The sequence below is a fragment of the Endozoicomonas sp. ALC013 genome (assembly GCF_049310205.1).
In the GTDB taxonomy this organism is placed as follows: domain Bacteria; phylum Pseudomonadota; class Gammaproteobacteria; order Pseudomonadales; family Endozoicomonadaceae; genus Endozoicomonas.
In genome coordinates, this window is record NZ_JBLYNS010000006.1 from 32,603 (window position 1) to 54,053 (window position 21,451).

18 protein-coding genes are annotated in these 21,451 nt (G+C 49.8%); 10 read left to right on the forward strand and 8 right to left on the reverse strand.

Features of this window, described 5'->3' with window-relative positions:
- Nucleotides 1-132 precede the first annotated feature (132 nt).
- Complete coding sequence (gene udp, locus ACO6V1_RS02575; protein WP_422448857.1) at nt 133-906, forward strand: uridine phosphorylase; 774 nt, start codon at nt 133-135, stop codon at nt 904-906.
- Nucleotides 907-1,108: 202 nt separating this feature from the next.
- Complete coding sequence (locus ACO6V1_RS02580; RefSeq protein ID WP_422465672.1) at nt 1,109-1,990, forward strand: hypothetical protein; 882 nt, start codon at nt 1,109-1,111, stop codon at nt 1,988-1,990.
- Here the strand turns inward: ACO6V1_RS02580 and ACO6V1_RS02585 are convergent.
- From ACO6V1_RS02585 to ACO6V1_RS02600, 4 genes are all read right to left on the reverse strand, one after another.
- A complete protein-coding gene (locus ACO6V1_RS02585; RefSeq protein ID WP_422448861.1) occupies nt 1,925-2,551 on the reverse strand; it encodes a PqiC family protein in 627 nt (208 codons plus the stop codon). The two genes, ACO6V1_RS02580 and ACO6V1_RS02585, sit on opposite strands and share 66 nt — an antisense overlap.
- Nucleotides 2,548-3,498, reverse strand: a complete 951-nt coding sequence (locus ACO6V1_RS02590) for an MlaD family protein (protein ID WP_422465674.1) — start codon at nt 3,496-3,498, stop codon at nt 2,548-2,550. The genes ACO6V1_RS02585 and ACO6V1_RS02590 overlap by 4 nt, the downstream gene beginning before the upstream one ends.
- 66 nt (nt 3,499-3,564) lie before the next feature.
- Nucleotides 3,565-4,335, reverse strand: coding sequence for an ABC transporter ATP-binding protein (locus ACO6V1_RS02595; protein WP_422448865.1), 771 nt, complete (start codon nt 4,333-4,335; stop codon nt 3,565-3,567).
- A gap of 2 nt (nt 4,336-4,337) precedes the next feature.
- Entirely contained in the window at nt 4,338-5,456 is a 1,119-nt protein-coding gene (locus ACO6V1_RS02600; RefSeq protein ID WP_422448867.1) for an ABC transporter permease, read from the reverse strand.
- Nucleotides 5,457-5,956: 500 nt separating this feature from the next.
- On the opposite strand from ACO6V1_RS02600, the gene ACO6V1_RS02605 reads away from it, so the two are divergent.
- Nucleotides 5,957-7,087, forward strand: a complete 1,131-nt coding sequence (locus ACO6V1_RS02605; RefSeq protein ID WP_422459918.1) for a hypothetical protein — start codon at nt 5,957-5,959, stop codon at nt 7,085-7,087.
- A gap of 264 nt (nt 7,088-7,351) precedes the next feature.
- On the opposite strand, the gene argR is transcribed toward ACO6V1_RS02605, so the two are convergent.
- Nucleotides 7,352-7,822, reverse strand: a complete 471-nt coding sequence (gene argR, locus ACO6V1_RS02610; protein WP_422448871.1) for a transcriptional regulator ArgR — start codon at nt 7,820-7,822, stop codon at nt 7,352-7,354.
- A 285-nt stretch (nt 7,823-8,107) separates the two neighbouring features.
- Here argR and ACO6V1_RS02615 point away from each other — a divergent pair, with 285 nt between their 5' ends.
- The 5 genes from ACO6V1_RS02615 (at nt 8,108) to ACO6V1_RS02635 (ending at nt 12,630) form a co-directional block, all read left to right on the forward strand.
- On the forward strand, nt 8,108-8,857 hold the full coding sequence (locus ACO6V1_RS02615) for an ATP-binding cassette domain-containing protein (protein WP_422459920.1): 750 nt from the start codon (nt 8,108-8,110) through the stop codon (nt 8,855-8,857).
- Between the two features lie 59 nt (nt 8,858-8,916).
- Nucleotides 8,917-9,693 (forward strand): transporter substrate-binding domain-containing protein, encoded by a 777-nt coding sequence (locus ACO6V1_RS02620; protein WP_422448875.1) that lies wholly within the window; start codon nt 8,917-8,919, stop codon nt 9,691-9,693.
- Nucleotides 9,694-9,695: 2 nt separating this feature from the next.
- Nucleotides 9,696-10,415: an arginine ABC transporter permease ArtQ gene (gene artQ, locus ACO6V1_RS02625; protein ID WP_422459922.1), complete on the forward strand. Its 720-nt coding sequence runs from the start codon at nt 9,696-9,698 to the stop codon at nt 10,413-10,415.
- A complete protein-coding gene (gene artM, locus ACO6V1_RS02630) occupies nt 10,412-11,080 on the forward strand; it encodes an arginine ABC transporter permease ArtM (RefSeq protein WP_422465676.1) in 669 nt (222 codons plus the stop codon). Before artQ ends, artM begins: the two co-directional genes overlap by 4 nt.
- A gap of 386 nt (nt 11,081-11,466) precedes the next feature.
- A complete protein-coding gene (locus ACO6V1_RS02635) occupies nt 11,467-12,630 on the forward strand; it encodes a hypothetical protein (protein WP_422459926.1) in 1,164 nt (387 codons plus the stop codon).
- 18 nt (nt 12,631-12,648) lie between these two features.
- On the opposite strand, the gene ACO6V1_RS02640 is transcribed toward ACO6V1_RS02635, so the two are convergent.
- A complete protein-coding gene (locus tag ACO6V1_RS02640; RefSeq protein WP_422459928.1) occupies nt 12,649-14,157 on the reverse strand; it encodes an NTP/NDP exchange transporter in 1,509 nt (502 codons plus the stop codon).
- Between the two features lie 449 nt (nt 14,158-14,606).
- On the opposite strand from ACO6V1_RS02640, the gene ACO6V1_RS02645 reads away from it, so the two are divergent.
- Both ACO6V1_RS02645 and ACO6V1_RS02650 read left to right on the forward strand, forming a co-directional pair.
- Entirely contained in the window at nt 14,607-17,744 is a 3,138-nt protein-coding gene (locus ACO6V1_RS02645) for a hypothetical protein (RefSeq protein WP_422448885.1), read from the forward strand.
- A gap of 141 nt (nt 17,745-17,885) precedes the next feature.
- The gene (locus ACO6V1_RS02650) at nt 17,886-18,779 is read left to right on the forward strand and encodes a D-hexose-6-phosphate mutarotase (protein WP_422448887.1); all 894 of its coding nucleotides are present in this window, start codon (nt 17,886-17,888) and stop codon (nt 18,777-18,779) included.
- A 92-nt stretch (nt 18,780-18,871) separates the two neighbouring features.
- On the opposite strand, the gene ACO6V1_RS02655 is transcribed toward ACO6V1_RS02650, so the two are convergent.
- Both ACO6V1_RS02655 and ACO6V1_RS02660 read right to left on the reverse strand, forming a co-directional pair.
- A complete protein-coding gene (locus ACO6V1_RS02655; RefSeq protein ID WP_422459930.1) occupies nt 18,872-19,411 on the reverse strand; it encodes a hypothetical protein in 540 nt (179 codons plus the stop codon).
- A 777-nt stretch (nt 19,412-20,188) separates the two neighbouring features.
- Complete coding sequence (locus tag ACO6V1_RS02660; protein WP_422448891.1) at nt 20,189-21,142, reverse strand: hypothetical protein; 954 nt, start codon at nt 21,140-21,142, stop codon at nt 20,189-20,191.
- Between the last annotated feature and the right edge of the window lie 309 nt (nt 21,143-21,451).

The window sequence follows — 21,451 nt, forward strand, 5'->3', positions numbered from 1 at the left end:
TATATCATCGGACGGGCTCGATTTCAGTGGATCAAATATTGATCCAGATCGATAACACTCCCCATGGATGCGTCTATGATGGATGCTAAGAGGTAAAGTTCAATGATCCAGGGGACGTTCCCAGAGGCATATATGAGCAGTAGCGAAGTTTTTCATCTCGGCCTGAGCCAGAAGGTTCTGAATGGTGCCACACTGGCCATTGTCCCTGGCGATCCGGAGCGGGTCGAACGTATTGCTGAACTGATGGATAACCCGATCAAGCTGGCCAGCCTCCGGGAGTTCACCTCATGGCGAGGGGAGCTGGAGGGTCAGTCTGTCGTGGTTTGTTCAACCGGTATCGGTGGACCCTCCACATCTATTGCCGTAGAAGAGCTGGCACAACTGGGCATCCGGACTTTTCTGAGAGTTGGCACCACAGGTGCCATCCAGCCCCATATCAATGTGGGTGATGTCATTATCACCACCGGTTCCGTCCGCCTGGACGGTGCCAGCCGACATTTTGCCCCCATCAGCTATCCTGCCGTTGCTGACTTTCAGTGTACCCGGGCACTGGTAGATACCGCTGAACAAGGCGGGCTTAACTTCTGGACAGGTATTACCGCCTCCAGCGACACCTTCTACCCCGGTCAGGAACGTTATGACACCTTCACCCAGCGGGTCAGAAAAGAGCTACAGGGCTCTATGGCAGAGTGGCAGTCGATGGGGGTGCTTAACTATGAAATGGAGTCCGCAACCCTTCTGACCATGTGTTCTGCCATGGGGCTTAAGGCCGGGTGCGTTGCCGGGGTCATTGTTAACCGTACCTGCAATGAAACGCCAGATACTGAAAAGCTGGCCAGTGTTGAGCCCAACGCGATTAACACCGTGATCGGAGCAGCCAGGAGGCTTCTGGGCAGCATTGGCTGAATATTAAACCAGGCCCCGGATGGGCATGGAAATAAGATTGGGAATGATACAACGTTCCGGTGAGACTCCTTTGATACAATCGTTACTAACACCTTTATCCAACGGTCCTGTGGATCGATCCGGAGATGCGCCTCCGACAGATCAACCACAGGCCAGCTGGAAGCGCTGGGCAGTGTGTATATTCCCAGCGGCTTCTACCATTGTGTCTGCAGCATTTACCTTGAGTGCGATCTCTTCAGGATGCTTCGTCGCAGCAGCAGTTTTTGGAGTGCTTACCGTCATGTCTACGGACTGTGCTATCAATGCCTGCTCACCAAACAATACCCTTTCTACCAATCCTTCTAAATTTTCCCGTGACATCGATAGACTGAGTGACATACTCAGCAGTTTATCTGAAAGCACCTCCAACATTGTGTACAATCAGGGGTACGAAGTTGTCGATGTCCCCGGCGATGGCAATTGTTTTTTCCATGCTGCCCTTGTGTCATGCGCGCAACGCCCCGGCCGGGATGCTCACAGCTTACGTCAACAGGTGTATGAAGAAGCAAAAGAATGGCTACAGGATTACGAAAACAATCATTCACGTTTCAATGAAGACGAAAGCTGGCGGGATTCTGATTCTGTGCCGGAAGAAGACCTTTACTTCTATTTAACGAATGATTTCGAGCACGATGGCATGACCGGTATGGACGCCATCAAATGTGATGGCAAATGGATGTATACAGTCATCGTCCCCCTGGTTGCCAGAGTGTTGCAAAAGCCAGTCATTACAGTAAATAACAAGGGCACCATTATGAGCGCTGTTGATGCTTATGGTTTCTACTTCCCCGTAACTGACGATCAGTTGAAAAACTTTGATTTAAATGGGATTGGCGACTTTGTATTACTTGAGAACACTGACAATAATCACTTCAGAGGCTGCCGAAAGCGCAACATCATGCCTGAAGATCAACACAGGAAGGTGTCCGAAGATACCATCCCCGAACCACCTGCCGGGGAGATTGCCTCACGTGCGCCCTTAGTTGCCAAGCCCGGGAAAACCCTGAAGCATATCGTTGGCAACCCCCCCCCAGACCTGGCTTAATGTCTGAACGAGAGCTTGTGTAGAAACATCACTCGCCAGCGGCAGGGTATAGACTCTCTCCTGCCGGGCAATGACCTGCTGATCCTGCCCTTCCAGGGACCAGGCCACGTTCATCTGTAACTGCCGGTTCACCAGCGCTATAGACTGAACATCAACAAATGCGACCACTTCCGGGCGTTTATTGCGGACCCAGGGGCCGGAGCTTATCCAAGTGCCAGAGTGAACCTGTTGACGCAGATTCTGCACCATAGCCTGTGTCAGCAGCTCTGGCAAGGGCTCCCCCCAGTGATCATTCGCAGAGGACTGTAAACGAACACCACCATCGCTCCAGGTAATTGTTTTCTTATCCAGCCAACCGGCAACACTCACCGGAAAAACCCCCAGTGTAGCGGTGTCCGGCAGCACAGTCTGCTCTTGTGAAACCGTTGCCGCCACCAGCGTATAATCATGATAGTTGGGGTTCCTGGCGGAACAGCCCGAGAGCAATATGATCAGGAAAAAAGCCTTTGCAGCAGCGTTCTGACCCATAACAAGGTTCAATATACGAAGGTAACGGCTCACCGTACGTCTCCTGACTGTCTACCAAAGATAATCGAATCGGGTTGGCGTTGCAGCAAGTCCGCCAGATCGTCCACCGCCCTGGAAGCACGACTGATGTCTTTTGAACTCTGCGTCAGCTGGTACATCAATGGTGAGTCAGGTGCCAGTGTCTCTTCCGCTGCGGACATGGTCTGCTGGAGTTGCAGCATGGTTTCATTCAACTGCTGCGTGGCGGCAGGCAGATGGGTTTTCAGCAATGCGGTCACTTCCCCGGAATCCTGTGACATGGCAGCAAATTCTTTGCGAATGCCCGCCATGCTTGAGGTCATCTCATCGGACATCGCTGCCATACTGACAAATGCCTTATCAACATTATCAATCAGTTTGTTCAGGCGATCATCTCCGGTCAGCCGGGACAGATTATCAAGAACTTCCGTTAAACTGCTGGCCATTTCCGCAATATTAATGCTCTCAAACCGCTCAATAAACTCTTCCAGGTTATTGGGCACCGTGGGAATCTGTGGATACTCGGTGGCCACAGGCTGCATTTCCGGCACAGAGTCAAAAAAATCCACCTCGATATACAGCATCCCGGTCAATACACTCTGCAGCCCAACCTGGGCACTGAGCCCCTGCTGCAGCAACTGTCCCAGCACATTTTGGTCACTGCTATCATGCTCACTGATGGCATCCGGGTACATATCAATGGTGACCACATTCAAGACCTTCTGATGATTGTGATACAACTTGGTCTTGATGGTGACCACTTCACCAATTTTCACACCGCGAAGAGTCACGGGAGCACCAACATTCAGGCCTTTGATCGAGCTGTCAAACAGGATCTGATAACGCTGGACAGCCTTCCTCGAAAAACCATCCGCATTAAGAAACAACACCAGGGCAAACGTCATGGTGATGATCAGGATGACAAAAAGGCCAACGGATACTGACAAGGATTTTCTATTCATAGGCTTCTCTCGGAAAAGCGAGCCTCACTGATTGATTCGTAGAGTCGCTTTTAAATTCCCCCATCCTTAACACTCACCTCTGGACAGAAACGCTCTGACCAGATCGTGTTTACTGTGGTTAAGCATATAGTCGGGAGACCCGGTATCCAGCTGGGTTTTGCTGTTGGCATCGAGGTAGACCCCATTACTGCCAATGGCAAAAATACTGGCCAGCTCATGGGTGACAATAACGACCGTGGCACCGGTGGAATCTCTTAATTGCAGAATCAGGTCATCCAGTCGTCTGGCACTGAGAGGGTCCAGTCCAGCCGAGGGTTCATCAAAAAACAGGATATCCGGGTCCAGGGCAATGGCCCTGGCCAGCCCTGCACGCTTACACATACCACCACTGATCCGGGATGGGTAAAAGTCTTCAAAACCGGCCAAACCCACCAGTGCCAGTTTATAACGCACCATATCCTGAATATCTTTACTAGACAGTGTCGTATACTGTGCCAGTGGCAGGGCAACATTCTCAGCCAGTGTCTTATCACTGAACAACGCGCCCCCCTGATAGGTAACGCCCCAGCGTTTACGCATCGCCAACTGTTGCTCCGGGGATGCGGCAAAGTAACTCTGCCCGCCAAACAGGATATCGCCCTCTGTCGGCTGGTAGAGCCCAATCATATGTTTCAGGAGCGTGCTTTTACCGCAGCCACTGCCCCCCATAATGACAAACACATCACCTTTGCTGATTTGAAAATGCAGGTTGGACTGAATCAGGTTGCTACCATACTTCATGGTCAAGCCACGGGCTTCAATCACCACCTCCTGACCTTCCTGCTGCAGTTGCCCCATGCTCAAATTCCCAGGTGATAAAAAAGGATATTCAGTCCAGCATCGGCCACCACCAGATAAATAATGGCGGTCACTACCGCGTTGGTCGTCGCCTGCCCTACCGCAGCGGAGGAACGACCACAAGCCAGGCCGGCACGACACCCGGCCATGGCAATCATCAGGGCAAACAGAAAGCTCTTGGCAACGCCGGTCATGATATCACCAAAAGAAATAGCATCCTGGAGCTGGTAAAGGAACATCAACCAGCTAATATCCATACTGGTAGCCACCAGCCCACCCCCGAGCATGCCCAGAATATTACTGTACAGACAGAGCAGAGGAATGGTCAGAATCAGGGCCAGGGTTCTGGGTAACACCAGATAATCCATGGGTTTTATGCCCAGAGTTGTCAATGCATCAATCTCTTCATTAACCTGCATGGTGCCCAGCTGGGCGGCATAGGCGGCACCGGTTCGACCGGACATAATCACCGCCGTCATCAATGCTCCCATCTCACGCACCATGCCAACCCCCACCAGATTGGCGACATACACCTCGGCACCAAACTGTCGGAGCTGGACCATACCCAGATAAGCAAGAATCATCCCGATCAGAACACTTTGCAGCGTGATAATCGGCAAGGCAGAAGGCCCGGATTGATGGCAAAAGCTGATAATATCGGACCAGCGGGCGGATCCTTTCCGGGACAACCAGCGGCACAGGGACAGTGCCAGTTCGCCAATAAACGCCAACAGCTCCATCGCCTCATCACCCAGGCGGGCAACCCGGTCGACCAGCCGATGCAACAGGGATGGGTTTCTATCCGGCAAGGCCTTATTGGGCGGTACGGTATTGGCAAGCCTGAACAGATCTTTTACGTCCTCAGGCAGGCCACTGAGATCAAGCTGGCAATGGGAAGGCTCCAGCATGCGCTGGCAGGCCAATAGCCAGGCCAGCAGTCTGGAGTCCCACGAGAAGTCATCACCGGTAATAAAGGCAACGGTTTTTAATTGATCATAATCCGGTAAAGCAGAAAGCTGATCCAGGGCTGGCAAAACACCACTAACCGTCCAGCTGCCCTGAAGAGTGATCACAACCTTTGGGTCAGACACTTTATCAAAGGTCAGTGTCGCCTGGTTCATGCTGGTTAATGCCTTGAAAAAATGGTCAATAATAACAGAAAAACACCACCAGCAGGCAAGCGTGAGAAATACTTACCAGGCATCAAAACGGCTAAAGCGGGAACTATTTACCAGATTTGCTTTCTTAATAAGGGATTGTCCCGAAATAGTTTCCAGATTTCTGAGTTTCAAAGTTACGTTCGTCCTGATTGCTGTGCTTGTCGAAACTATTTTGGGACAGGCTCCAGGGAGGCTATTCTCGGTCAGCCTCCCAGCTCCTACATTCTTGAAGTAACCTCAACCAGGTAATGTTCGCCATTATGAACCAGACATTGAGGGTGATTCACCCATGTGGGTCACAATATCTACAACCCCTGATCCCTACCACACGCTTGTTATGGTTGGGACGTGAGACGGGGAGTATCGATTCACTGGAAACAAAACTATGTCCCGTTACCACCCTGCCACTGCCTCCCCCCACCTCTTCAGTGTGGACCCCTACCTCTTCAGAGGTAAAAAAAATGGGCACAGCAGCCTTTCATAACCCGTTTGCAGTTCCAAACTACAGTCCCAGATATGAAGAAAATCCTATATGCGAAGCGTTACTGCAAATAGTGGAAGGCAGAAGGTATATTGATCCATCAGATACCGATAAACCACCTGCTCCCAGCACTTTAAGGGGAGAGCCCATCTTTGCAAACACCACGCTCTCTGATGGGAAGGGAACTGGCAGGCAAAACGGCACACTGACGCAAACCGCTTCCTTGTGCAAAAAGGAAAAATCGAAATCAGGTATCATCGTTGCTGGTAAGACGACTGTTGATCAGGCAACTTCAGCCAAAGCACTACCTGAGATACCTTCTGTTAACCACTATGCCATTATAAACACGCTCAGAGCATGGAACGGAAAAGTAATAACCGCTAACTTTGGATATATCAATAAAGAACTTAGCGCAGGTTTTGCCAGCTTTTCCCCCGGGGGAAGTAGACTGCGCATTCAGGTACACTTCAAAAAGGATTTATCAAACAGCGGATTACCGCTGCACACACTGCAAAAAAAGTACGCTATATCAGGTAATTTGTTATTTGATGACGAGGCGATGGTAAAGAAAGTTATCTCAATGCCTGCCCGATGCTTTTTGAAGGAAGCGCAGCAGCATACCCCACCCAACCCCATTCACCTTGCTAAAAACAGCATAAAAATTTTTAAAAAAGATTCAACGACACAACATTTACTACGTATTCCCATCTTAACGAAAGGTCAGCAGAAAGTTTACAATACAATTACGTCGCTTTTTAACAAACTGCTCGATACCGATATTGTCAGCCTGAAAGGTACACCCAGAGCGAAATCCACACTTCAGGGGCAGGCATGCTGTCACCTCAAATCCGGCCAATTACTGTTTATCAGCTTTAAAATCCCTGCTACTGAAATAGACCAGAGAGTAGATCCATCGGTTTACCTGGAACAGGGTAAAATTCGTGGCAGATTGAGATACGACCCAAAATGGTTATTCTCGAAAATATCAAGTAATTCAACATTACTTCACTCATCACATCCCGGCATCCTGCCAGGTGAAAACAAGATTTTTTTTCCTGCCAACACCATTACATTGTATTTTGAAGATCCCTCCCGCTCGTCAACGTCTTAACCCGGATATTTTATCAACGTGCACCAGTCTGAACCACTCATCGGATCACTGGTAAAGCATTGCTACCAACTGCTCCGGACACAAAAAGTGTTCCTGCAAAAACAGGAACACTCAGTTAACCCGGATATTTCATAAACTGCCCCGAATATCGCGAAGGACTTTGTCGCTCTAAGGGATTTTGTGAAGGAGCGCCGTACCGGGGGTACGGTCGACTGAGCAAAACTCCCTTAGAGCGGCAAAGGACAAGCGAGATCGGGAGCACGTTTATGAAATATCCGGGTTAAACATCCCGGCAATACTCAGCGTAATCTCTTTAATCTCCTGCACACTGGCAGGTACCACAAGAATGGTGTCATCCCCCGCCACACACCCCATAATCCCACCTTTTACGCCAATAGAGTCCAGGAGCCTGGCGATCATCTGGGCGGCACCCGGGCTGGTTTTGATCACAATCATGGACTCATTATGGCTAACGTCTTCTACCAGATCTTTTACCGCAATACTGGAATCCATCTTGCCCAGCTCAGGAGGCAGGCAGTAAACCAGCTCATTCAATGCATTGCGCGCCCGGACCGCACCAAAACGGCTGAGCATGCGCGATACCTTGGACTGACTGATATTGTCAAACCCCTGCTCCTGCAGAAGAGTCACCATCTGGCCCTGGGAGCCGCAGCGCTCTTCTTTAAGCAACTGACGGAAAGAGCGAACCAGGGCATCCTGTTTTTGGCTAGTCATAGTCGTCAAATAACCTTCCAGAAAAAATGCTGTTTTCAGGGTTATCCGTTATCGGAAAATTCTGAGTAATGCAGCATTTTTAATCAATCATATATCCAAAAACCAGCACAACCTTCGATTTTCCACTTGCTGGATGTGTTCGAAGGGTGAGCGTTATAAATTGGCGTCAATTATAGACCCTTACCTTTGCAATATGCATTTTTATTCATTTTTTTGTTGATTTTACCCAATCAGTACAGGACAATTCAGCCATAAATTTCAACCGGCAATAAGAAGATTCAGGCAATGGGCATCGCAGTACAGAGCCTTAGCAAATCCTTTGGTGTCCATCAGGTTCTGAGGGACATCAGCTTCAGCATCAGTAAAGGTGAAACAACGGTATTACTGGGTTCCAGCGGAGCAGGAAAAAGTACGCTATTACGCATGCTGAACCTTCTTGAGAGTCCGGATCAGGGCACTCTCAACATAGCCGATATGGAATTCAGTTTTCCACAAAAAAAACACCAGAAACCATCATCCTCGACTACATCAGCAAAAGCCTGCCAGCTGCGACGCAAAGTCGGCATGGTTTTCCAGCAGTATCATCTGTGGCCCCATATGACGGTTCTGGAGAACCTGGTGGAAGCTCCTGTTCAACAGGGTATGCCCAAAGCAGGGGCCAGAGACAAGGCCATGGGACTGCTGCAACGGATGGGGCTGGCGGATAAAGCCAATGCCTGGCCCGCTTCCCTGTCCGGTGGCCAGCAGCAGCGGGTAGCCATTGCCCGGGCGCTGATGCTCTCTCCGGAAGTATTATTGTTTGATGAACCCACCGCTGCCCTGGACCCGGCCATTACCAATCAGGTGGTGGCCATTATCAACGAGCTGCAGGCGTCTGGCATTACCATGGTGGTGGTCACCCACGAAGTGGACTTTGCCCGGAAAATCGCCAGCCGCGTAGTCTATCTGGAAAACGGAGAAATTGTCGAGGAAGGGACTGCTGAACGATTCACTGCCCCACAAACCCGTGCATTTAAACGTTACCTGCAACATTAATTCAATCGCAACCAACAACCCACTGCTTGCAAGAACCAGCTGTCATTAAGGAAAGCCCGATGAAAAAAATAATTGCCACTGTCGCCCTGGCCAGTACTGCCTTCGCCTCCCTGTCTTTTTCCGGGATAAGCCAGGCGCAGGACACCATTCGTTTTGGTATGGAGGCGACCTATCCTCCTTTCGAGTTCTTTAATGAACAGAATGAGCTGACGGGTTTTGACGTTGAACTGGCCAATGCCATCTGCGCCGAACTGGATGCCACCTGCGAGTTCAACAACCAGCCGTTTGACAGTTTGATCCCCGGCCTGAAATTCCGTCGCTTTGATGCCATCATTTCCGGCATGGATATCACCCCGAAACGACTGGAACAGGTCGCCTTTACCCAGCCCTATTATGAAAACTCAGCCATCTTTGTGGCTGGCATCAACAGTGATGTTAAAGAAGCCAAAGATCTGAAGGGTAAAACCGTCGGAGTACAAAATGGTAGTACCCACCAGGCCTATCTGATCGACAAACTGGAAAAACAGGGCGTGAAAACCCGCCCATACGACAGCTACCAGAACGCCTTGCTGGATATGACCAATGGTCGGGTTGATGCCGTGTTTGCCGATACGGCGGTTGCCCGTGAGTGGCTGGTTCAGCAGGGCAAAGATCAATACCAGAGCGTGGGTGAAGAAGTGAAGGATGCCAATTACTTTGGCATCGGCATGGGCATCGCGGCCCGTCAAGGTGACCCCCTGGTGGAAAAACTGAACACGGCGCTCACTCAGGTAAAAGAGAGCGGTGTTTACCAGCAGCTGCATGCCAAATATTTCAACTCTGCACAGGTGAGATAACTGTGGGCCTGACCACTCTCTTCGCCAAAGCAACCGTGATGACCCTGGGCCTTGCCCTGTCATCACTGGTTCTGGGCCTGTTAATGGCCGTCGCTTTTTCCCTGGCCGAACTCAGCCGCTGCAAACCCCTTGCCCTCGCCACCAGCACCCTGGTTGCCATATTGCGTGGGCTACCGGAAATCCTGGTGGTGTTTTTCGTCTACTTTGGCTCAACCCATGCCCTGTTCCTGCTAACGGATGAGTTTATTGAAGTCAGCCCGTTTGTTGCCGGTACCCTTGCCCTGTCGTTAATTTATTCGGCCTACGCCTCACAAACCCTGCGCGGCGCTTTTATGGCGGTCCCCAAAGGACAGACCGAAGCAGCGGTAGCACTGGGGATCAGCCGCAGCCATTGCTTTTTCCGCATTATCCTGCCGCAAACCTGGCGTCACGCCCTGCCCGGTCTGGGTAACCAGTGGCTGGTACTGCTGAAAGATACGGCGCTGGTTGCCCTGATTGGTGTCAACGATTTACTGCTCCAGGCCAGGATGACTGCCGCCAGTACCTATGAACCATTTACCTGGTATGGTGTTGCCGCCCTTATTTACCTGGCAATTACCCTGGTCAGCCAGCATATACTGGAACGCATGAAATCCCGATTTAATAGACACCTGACGTCCAGTAACGGCGTGACAGAAATGCCCGTTGACAAACCAGTCAACCCCGGTGAGGCCACCGCATGAATATGGACTATTTACCCGAGCTGCTGAAAGGTCTTGGCACCACACTGGAACTGACCCTGGTCAGCCTGTTTACCGGGCTGGTGCTGGCCATCCTGTTCACCCTGGTGCTTGCCCTGAAAGTGAGGCCGCTGACCTGGCTGGTCAAACTGCAGATTCTGCTGTTTACCGGCACGCCATTGCTGATCCAGATATTTCTGATTTATTACGGTCCGGCTCAGTTTGACGCCATCAGAAACAGCGTTCTCCGGCCCTGGTTAAGCCAACCCTGGTTCTGCGCCATGTTGGCCCTGGCACTGAACTCAGCCGCCTATTCTACCTTGTTATTCAAGGGAGCCATTGATGCCGTGCCAAACAGTGACCGGGAAGCCTGTATGGCGCTGGGCATGACCAACAGACAGGCACTGCTGCGGGTCATCCTGCCCCATGCCGTGCGCCGGGCACTGCCCGCCTATGGCAACGAGGTCATTCTGGTTATGAAAGGTTCGTCCCTGGCCAGTACCATTACCCTGATGGACTTAATGGGCTATGCGGCCAGACTGAACGCACAAACTTACGACACATTAACGGTGTTCACCATGGCTGGCCTGATCTATCTGGCCATGACGGGCGTTTTGACAGTGCTGATCCGGTTTATGGAACACAAAGTTCTGGCGTTTAGCCGCTGATTCTTTGTGTAAAACGCCAATTCCGACAACCCCTGTTTGATTTTTTTGCAGATCCCGGCCTGCTGGCTACACTTGTCGGTGGTCATCCAGGCCATGTTTACTTAGGAGGCTGTCCGAGAATAGACTGCCCTACTGCGGCTAAGCGTTATTACCCATACACCACGTTCACCCTGAGCGGAGTCGAAGGGTGCTTGGCACGATCTATCAGAGTCCGGAGTTTCCGCCCTTCGACAAGCTCAGGACGAACGGTATGGGTAACAGCGCTTAGCTGCACTAGGTAATACACGGTTGGCATCCACAGGTAAAACATTACGACAACGTCGCACAGCCTGACTGATAACGTTCATTTATAAAACAGTCAGGCACACCGGATACATAATTGAGCAATGATCAAATTATTGAGCTGTCTGGTACCGTTTATCGTTATCATCAGCCATGAGCTGTCCGCCGATGGCAATCAAACTGACATTGAAAGTCATATTGAAAACCAGATTGACAGCATCGACACCTTTTACGGAACAATATCGTTTAAGGCCATGGCAAATGATCAATCCCGGCTACTCTCTTCCCTTCTGGCCCACCCGGCAGTCAACAGGCTGAAACACATCAACCAGTATGGCCCCATACAGATGGTGGACTCACAGGGCAGTAACAATGAACCCTACTCCCGTTACGACCATTCTCTGGGTGTCTTCTATTTACTCAACCGTTTCGGTGCCCCCTTCCCGGAACAGGTCAGCGGCCTGCTCCATGACCTGCCCCACAGCACCTTCAGCCATGTGTCTGACTACCTGTTTTCTGACAGCTCAGCAGGCAACCCGGACTATCACGATTCACAGTTCACCAACTTTGTGGACAGGCACAGCATTACTCCAATCCTGAACAGACATCAACTGTCGTCTGAAACCGTCCACCCCAAAAAAAATCCCTCGTTTACCCGGCTGGAACGGCCACTGCCGGACCTTGCTGCTGATCGGCTTGATTATATAGTGCAGGGCGCTGCCAGACGGAAAAAGCTCACCAGTCAACAGGTCGATGCCATCCTGGCAGACCTGTTCTTTGACCCGCTGTCGCAACACTGGTATGCCAAAAGCCTGGAATCCGCGCGGCTGACCGCCGATGCCAGTATTGAACTGAACCGGCATATTTTTGTTACCGCCTGGGGACGGGTTCTCTATCTCTGGACAGCCGATGCCCTGAAACAGCTGGTCAGGGCAGGAGAACTCGGGGCCGATGATCTGTTTTTTACCATGGGTGACGATCAGGTCTGGCAGAAAATACACCAAAGCGCCTTGCCCGGTGTACGCACATTAGCCGGGCAAATGTTGACCGCCTGGCATAAAGTGCATGAGGTCACCCATCCCGGGGCAAACACCATAACGTTTGAAAATGTCCGCTGTCGTATTGTTGACCCAAGAGTGGCAACCATCCGTTCCGACAATACCGTAGCCAGCTGGCTGCGTGTTTCCGATATCGACCCGTTATTCAGGGACCGTTACCTTACCGAACTTAAGAGATGCCAGCTTTTTTATGCTGAGGTCGAGCCATAATCAAAAGCAGCATGATGCTTATTCCATATGCTTCTGCTCAGTGATTTCTGTGAACCGCCTGCCCAGCGACCGGGCAGATGCAATCCAGATTGCGAAGAAACAGAGAACAATCACCGCAACATAGGGTGCAATGGCAGACAGTGACCCCAGCATCACCATCAATATCTGCTGTATCAATGAACCCGTGGATTTTCCGGTGGGATTGCCAATAATATCCACTGCCGCCTTGCCCTTTACCTTCTGTTCCGGCGTCAGGGGGATATAACTCATCTCCTTGGTGGGGTCGAACAGGGCGTATTTGGTCGATTTACTCAGAATATTCTGAATTGCCCCCAAAATCACCGTCAGCATTAACGGGGCAATCCCCAGGGAGAGTATCAGGCTTTCAGGCAACCAGTCCCGGAACAGGACAAAACAGAAAAACAGGGACCCGGTGACCAATAATATGACCGGCGTACACAGCGCCGCAAATGTCCAGCCGAAATACCGGATCACATTATTGGTGAGAAACAGCATCATAAAGATCGTCACCAACCCGGTGCAGGTTGAAAACAGCCCCATAAACTGGTTGTAATTATTCGGGTCCGGAAACTGCATACGAAGCTGATTTTTCCAGGTAACCTCCACCATGTTGATGCACACCCCATAGCTGATCACCAGCAGGGCAATGCACAGGAGATATCTGGAATGAATAATCATTTTCAGGCTGTCGCGCAGGGACAGGCTCAGTTTTTCATTGGCTGGCTCATGGGCACCCAGCTGATGGTATAAGCTGGGATCACTCAGGACATAACGGTTTATCCACCAGTAAATCAAAATAATCAACGCCCCGCCCAGCGTCAGAACCGTGGTCATCAGATTAAGGGAATACCCCCAGCAATCCACACCTTCGGGCAGGTTCTCCCTGACTCCGGAGGCAATATAGACAAAATAACCTGCCGTGGGCAGCGCCAGATTGCCCATCATGCCAAACAGGGCATAAAACCGTTTTGACTCGGCAATGGTATTGATATGGTTGGCAAATCCCCAGAACAGCATCGACAGGCAAACACTGCCCCACAACTCCGACATGACATAGAACAGGGAGAAGGTCCAATTACGCATCACCGCAATCAGCCCCTTGAACCCCGGTGGTAAAACACTTTGCAGATAGTCCGATGTATCATGAAAGTGCAGGGTATCACGGTTGGGGTAGAGCCAGAGCGCAAAGAAAACAAAGAACAGAATAAATGTGGTAATCACCAGGTAAAAAAGTGTATTCCTTCTCACCAGGTTACTCATGCGCGAATAAATCAGGGTAAACCCGATAGCAAAAGGGACATTAACCCAAAGCTTCAGAAATGGGATAATCTCGGCACCGGAACCGGCACCGGTGACCACCAGGGTATCTTTGGTGTCCCTGAGAATCGTATAGTTAAAAAGAATAAGGTAGAACATCAAAATCATGGGGATAAGCTTTTTCAGCTCATGACTGTGAACCGGCCAGAACCGTTCCCGCCATTTGCTGAACTCAGGATCAGAACTCATTCAGAAACCTCCGAAACAGATAACCTCGCCCCTTTAATACGGCCTAAAATAAGCCGAAGTAACAAACACGGAAGTCCACTATCAGTCTGAAAACCTGTTCACGAGCCAGATGCAGCCCATTACCGGCGGGAGGTTGTCAAAGAGAATTGACTCCCTGACCTCTCTGTTCAACCCTGAAACAACAATAGAAAAATAATGGTTATTTCATTCAATTACCAGTTTCAAAAAAAGAACGAAATAAAAAACTTTATAAGTTGTTACATTCGGACAAACAAATCAACAAAACCCTAAATTCAGGAGAAAAAACTCCCATTGAATCATCATTCGCTCTTATAAAAAAATCTCTTATAAAAAAAATCAAAACATAAATAACAAATATTTCTCACCAGCATGCGCATTACAGCCTATTTTGAGTGGTTAGGTATTTATCACTCCGGTTTCTTATCTCAATGAAAACAGGTTATTGCTACTACCGTATTCTTCTTATGTTTTTATGCCTGTTAATGGCAAGTTTGCTGCCATATTCCGGTACTAGCGTCTTTGCAGCGGTTCATCAGGCTGAAACTGACCGGCAGAAGCAAGCGGAGCAAAGCAAAAACGGGGAGATCAGTCGTCTGGTGAACACTCTGAAAACGGCGGTTGCCTGGGGCCTGGTGCCATTAAGTTCAGAAATTGCCCTGAACATCAGTAAAAATTATTTAAAACAGCATAATTACACCTTTCTCCAAACCTTACTGAAAATCCACGGCAGTAATATCCGGCGTTCAACCAGCCAGCATTTGACCGACAATCTCAGCGCCCGGCTGGAGAGCCTCAGTTACAAAACGCTGTCGGACGAACATCTGAAAAAGCAGACCGATGATCTGCAAACCGATCTCCTGTTCCGTTCTCTGTTTACCTTTTCCATTCTCAGCATGAATGCCCAGAAAGCGAGAAAAACCTATTTCCGTCTGCAGGACATTCTGGACAACATCGCCTCCACCGCCAGACTCGCTTTGACTGATGGAGATTATGACCGGGCCAGTGCCATGATCGCCCTCGCCGTACAGACCATGGTTTACATTCATCCCGAAGCCAGGGCCAGTGACGGAGCTGACAGCATCAGGACCCATTTCAATTACCATATTGACTGGTCCGATATTCCGGAGTTTCGCAACGACATCCAGCGCCATCTGCAGACCATGGATCCACTGGTCCGACGCTCAACATTGATTAACCTGCGTTACTGCGATCTCCTGAACCAGTGGCAGATCAGTTATCAGGACTGCAGCGACTTTGAAAACGGTGCCATAGAGGAACTGGAGGGCATGGCCATCATGTCCGAAAAGGGAACCAGGCCCGGGGTCATCCAGTCCGTCCTCAAGGGGGTTCCTGAGCACTACATCAGAAACGCCATTTTCATTATGGGGGTCTCTGTGCCGGCGGTACTGCTCCATTTCCTGGACAAAAAGAAGACACCGGTGGTCTACACCGTGGTGGACCATTTTGCCAGGGTAACCGGGATGGCAACCACCAAAGCAAACATTGAACGGTTCTCCTCCAATTCCCGCCGCAGCCTGGAAAACTGGGGGGCCATTGATACCGGCAAAGGCAGTTCGACATCGCCCACCGGGGAATTCGCCAACCATTACTTCAACACCCTGCAAAAAAATGCCACCGCCATTCTGGCCGAACAGCCCAACTTTGCCCGCTCCAATGCCCAGCGCGCCCTGGAGGCCCTGGTGGTCAACCTGGCAGAAGCTTTCAACCTGCAGCGGGTCGATGACGACCAGGCCAGCGCCGGTTTGCTGGCCGCAGCGCTGGTTCAGCATTACCGGGAAAACGTTGAAGTTACCAATGATGACAGCCTGATCCGTTCAACCCTGCTGGCCTTCCGGCCACTGTATCGTCAGGAACTGATCCCTGAAGTCGTGGCAGCCCTGGAAATACTGGAACCTGAATACAAAACAAGTTCAAAGGTGAGGCGTTGGTATCAGCAGCAACTGACCACCTGGTTCAGGCTTTCCTCCCCGGATGGTTCAGCACAGGATCTGCCGGAATTCCCCGATATACCATGGATCAGCCAGATTCCCCAACTGCCTTCCGGGAAACCACGGCCACGGGCCCCGAGCAAATCCTGGTATCAGAGCTACCTTCCGGACAAGGAAACCATATCCACGATCACCATCCAGGGTACTGCCCTGGGCTATTCAATACTGGTGGCCATCCTTGAACCCCTGACTGTCAAGCGGCTAGTGGCTGGCAATCCTCCCTACTGGAATCTGGCGTCTTACTACCTGTTGACCTCCATGTTCGAATTTGGCCTGCGTTCCCTGGGCGAACCGGCCATTGTGCACCTGCAAACGGTGATCAAAAACGGGATTGGCAGCACCACGGGCATTCTGTCTTCAGAGGATAAACAGATCCAGGACGAGCTGGCCAACAAAGTCAATGCCCTTAACCGCAAGCTCAGCATTGAAGCCCAGACCAGCCGCTCATACCGTGCCACACTGGAAGGCCTGCTCACCCGTTACTGGAGCCTGTCCAGTCATCTGCTGGCTCACCCGGAACATTATCCACAGTCCCGGGCGGCGGCCACACTGGCCCTGGCTGCTTATACCCAGCGTTATTTTCACGCCGAATTTACGGAAGACAACCTGGTGATGAAAACCCTGGCAGTAGCACGACTGAACCCAGCCTTTGAGATACTCAGGGAGCAGGGTGACATTGAACACTTTACCCGGCAGGTTTTCGCTGCCCTGAAAGCCCTGGATCCGGCATTTGCCAAACAGGACATCAGCAATATCTACCTGAAAATGCTGCAAGGCTGGGGCCTTAAACATGACATACAGATGACAGCCAAATCACAAGATGTGCTGGACACGTGGGCATCTTATGGTGATTACCTGCTGGCAGCCGTGGGATTCTCAACCCAGGCCATGGTGAAAGCACTGGTCCATGACGAAAAAACGGTGGATGTGATCAGCCAGTCGATGGCGCATTTTTTTGTCAATATTTTTGAATATGGTACTACTGACTCATTAAGAAAGAAGATTTACGCCTGGTCCCGGCTGAAGATGCTCAATGTCGTCTCCTTCTACCCGGAGGAAGAGATGGTTGGTGTCAATTTTGCCAACCAGGAAATGACCGACTCTTTTCGCCGCCAGAAATTCTATTTTGGCAAACCGGAACTGGATATGCGGACGCAACTGATCCAGATCATTACCTCTATCGCCAACAGCTATTATCAGGCAATCATAGCAATCGATGCTGACCGCCAGAGTGATAATGTGATCGATCAGGAAACACTGGATAATGTGGAAAACCTGGTGACCCTTACCGTTCTCCGGCTGGTTCTGTTTGCGCCGGACCTGGCAGCCGATGACCTGTATATCCTGCAATCGATCAGCATACTTTCCCTGCCCATCAGGGATGAGCTGCTTGCCATGCGTGAGCCAATCATTGCCAAAATAAAAACAGCCCTTGATTCACTGAAGGTTGATGACAAAAGCGTGATAGAAGACTGTAAGAATAAAGCTATATTGATTATCGATAACTGGCTTCAGCCGCCTCTGCAGAGTACCTTCCCGGACATTGCATCTGAATAACACCTTGTTTAGCTGCAAAGCCCCTGCGGTAACCTGTTTTTTTGTTTGAGCCCCGGCTTTTCCTGACAAGGCACAACGAAAAAACGTAAGTTGTTACCACTTTCCATAATCGGCACTGTTACTAAAAAAATGGTTCACCCAATGTTCACCAGCGACCTGTCTACCGAATCAACTCTCAGCCCCAACATTACCAGGCATAGCCTGAATGGCCTGACCATTCTGAAAATTCAGAGCCGTGAATGTGAGGCGGCAATATCCCTCCACGGGGGCCATCTGCTTCAGTACAAACCGACCGGGCATCAGGACGTTATCTGGCTCAGTAAGAAAGCAATCTTCTCACAAGGCAAAGCGATACGTGGTGGCGTTCCTGTCTGCTGGCCCTGGTTTGGCCCGGCCAGTGCGCCTTCGCACGGGTTTGCCCGAATCAGCCCCTGGCAGTTGCTGGATCATGGGGAAAATGAACAGACCGTTACCATTCGCCTGAAACTCTGTACCTCCGAACAGACCCGAGAGATCTGGCCCCATGATTTCAGTGCCGTTCTCACCTTTACCCTGGGAGCAACCCTGCGCATAGACCTGGAAATGATCAACACCGGTGAGCGCCCCTGGCAATGGAGTGGTGCTTTGCACAGCTACTTCAATATTGCCGCAACCACCGAAACCTGGATTACCGGTGTCGGCACTTCCTACCTTGATAGCCTGCAAAATGGTCTGCCCTGCGAAACCTCAGAAGCCCTGATCATCAATCAACCCATTGACCGGATTTATAACGCCCCGGATGCCAGCATCGCAATCCACGACCGGGGTAATCAACGCATTATCCATGTTGTTAATGCCGGTCATAACTCCGCCGTTATCTGGAACCCATGGAAAGAAACCAGCAGAAATATGGGTGATATGAACGACGATGGTTATGAGACAATGGTTTGCGTTGAGGCAACCCGCTATGCGAAGGATCAGGCATCGGGTGCATTGTTGATGCCCGGTGAAAAAAATATATTGAGCACTGAAATCAGTGTTACTTCTGATAAATAACCATCCGAAAAGTGAAACCTTATTCAGAGTATTTCCCGGATTGAGCGCTATGTTGTTTCCGGTATTAAGGTATCGTGGGAACCGGTAGGCGATCAGGAGTCAGGGCAACGACGCATCGATAATAATTCTGCTTTTTTTGCATCAGCTGCTGACTCTCCTTTTTTCCTCGCTTCTTTTTCACTAAAGCCTTTGTTTAGCGCTGATCTATAGGCGTTTGACTTGGCATTTGAAATGGCCCTGGTCACCTTGCCTTTAACGGTTGCGGCGTATCTGGCATCTTTTTTGGCTCTGGCCGCCTTGCCTTTATCGGATGCGAAGTATTTGGCTCTGGCCGCTTTGCCTTTATCGGATGCGAAGTATTTGGTATTGTATTCGCGCTTGGCCGCCCGGCCTTTCCCGCACTCACGGTAAGCCTTCTGGACAGCCCTTCCTTTCACAGTCTTACGGTAAGCCTTCTGGGCAGACCTTCTTTTTCCTGGCGCAAAGGAAGCCTTCTTTTCATCGGTCTGCTGGTGAGCTACTGAGAGCGTGAGGGGCAAAGGCTCAACAGAACCGGACGATTCAGGCGCGTTAAACTCAGTGGTTTCCGTTGTAATTTGCTCATGTGTGTCTTTAATTAAAGGATCAATCATAGCAACTGGACGTGATGATGGCTGAGAACAACTCAACAATGAATTGCTCAGGGGAAATTTCTGAGCTATTGGCTGAACGTTTGTCAAGGTTAAATCTGTGAATGCAGAGTCATCATCTACAGGTTCACGGGAAAAATCACAAGATAAAGCTTGGTCAAAGTCTTCCAGAGACAGTTGAGGTAACACTGACTCATTTTCAGGGGATGGTAATTGAGAAATTGAAAAATCATCAAGCGAACGAAGAGAAGATGGCATGCCCTGATTCATCATACCCTTCCTTAAATATTCATAATGTAATGAATGACGTGTCTGGATAGAACAGCCCGTCAAACCTGGCTTTGAACTGGAAGAGCCAGAGGGTACTAAAGGTGATTCTGGAGGCTCCTGTAAACAGGAAGAAACAGAAAAGAAGTTTGAGCCAGCGTTACATCTGTCCATTGGATTATTGCATTATTGAATTATTGAATTATTGAATTACCGCTTAAGACCGACCCTTGATTATAAAAGTTCCTCCTTGACCCCAAAAGTAGATTAAAGGTCAGTGATTTAAACTTCATCATAAATCAATATCTATTAAATAATCCATTGAAAAACAGTGTTTTATTGATTTGAGCACACTCTATGCATAAAAACTCAAACCGCTTTCTCCTGCAAGATATTTCATAAGCATTTACTATGACCACAAACAACAACGTCAGCAATCTCTTTCAGGATATTTCCCGGATTGAGTGCTATGTGGTTTCCGGCATTTAAGGTATCCTGAGAACCTGCAGGCGATCAGCGGTGTGGACAAAGACCCATTGATAATAATTCTGCTTTTTTTGCATTTGCTGCTGACTCTCCTTTTTTCCTCGCTTCTTTTTCACTAAAGCCTTTGTTTAGCGCTACTCTATAGGCGTTTGACTTGGCATTTGAAATGGCCCTGGTCACCTTGCCTTTAACAGTTGCGCTGTATTTGGCATCGTTTTTGGATCTGTTCGCCTTGCCTTTATCGGATGCGAAGTATTTGGCTCTGGCCGCCTTGCCTTTATCGGATGCGAAGTATTTGGCTCTGGCTGCCTTGCCTTTATCGGATGCGAAGTATTTGGCTCTGGTCACATGGCCTTTATCGGATGCGAAGTATTTGGCTCTGGCCGCCTTGCCTTTATCGGATGCGAAGTATTTGGCTCTGGTCGCCTGGCCTTTATCGGATGCGAAGTATTTGGCTCTGGCCGCCTTGCCTTTCCCGCGCTCACAGTAAGCCTTCTGGACAGCCCTTCCTTTCTCAGTCTCACGGTAAGTCTTCTTGACAGACCTTCTTTTCCCTGGCGCAAAGGAAGCCTTCTTTTCATCGGTCTGCTGGCAAGCTACTGAGAACGTGAGGGGCTGAGGTTCAACAGAACCGGACGATTCAGGCGCGTTAAACTCAGTGGTTTTCGTTGTAATTTGCTCATGCGTGTCTTTAATTAAAGGATCAATCATAGCAACTGGACGTGATGACGCCTGAGAAAAACTCAACAATGGATTTATCGGGGGTAATTTCTGCGCTATTGGCTGAACGTTTGTCAAGGTTAAATCTGTGAATGCAAAGTCATCATCAGCAGTTTCACGGGAAAAATCACATGATAAAATTTGGTCAATGTCTTCCAGAGACAGTTGAGGTAACACTGACTCATTTTCAGGGGATGGTAATTGAGAAATTGAAAAATCATCAAGCGGACGCCGAGAAGATGGCATGCCCTGATTCATCATACCCTGTCTCAAATATGCATAATGTAGTGAATGACGTGTCTGAATAGAACAGCCCGTCACACCTGGCCATGAACTGGAAGTGCCAGAGGGTACTAAAGATGATTCTGGAGGATTCTGTAAACAGAAAGAAACAGAAAAACAATTTGAGCCTGCGTTACATCTGTCCATTGGATTATTGAGTTATTGAATTATTGAATTATTGAATCATCGCTTGAGACCACTCCTTGATTACAAAAGTTCCTCCTTGAACCCAAAAGTAGTTAAAGGTCAGTAATTTATGAAAAAGCAGATGACCAACTACCAAAATAA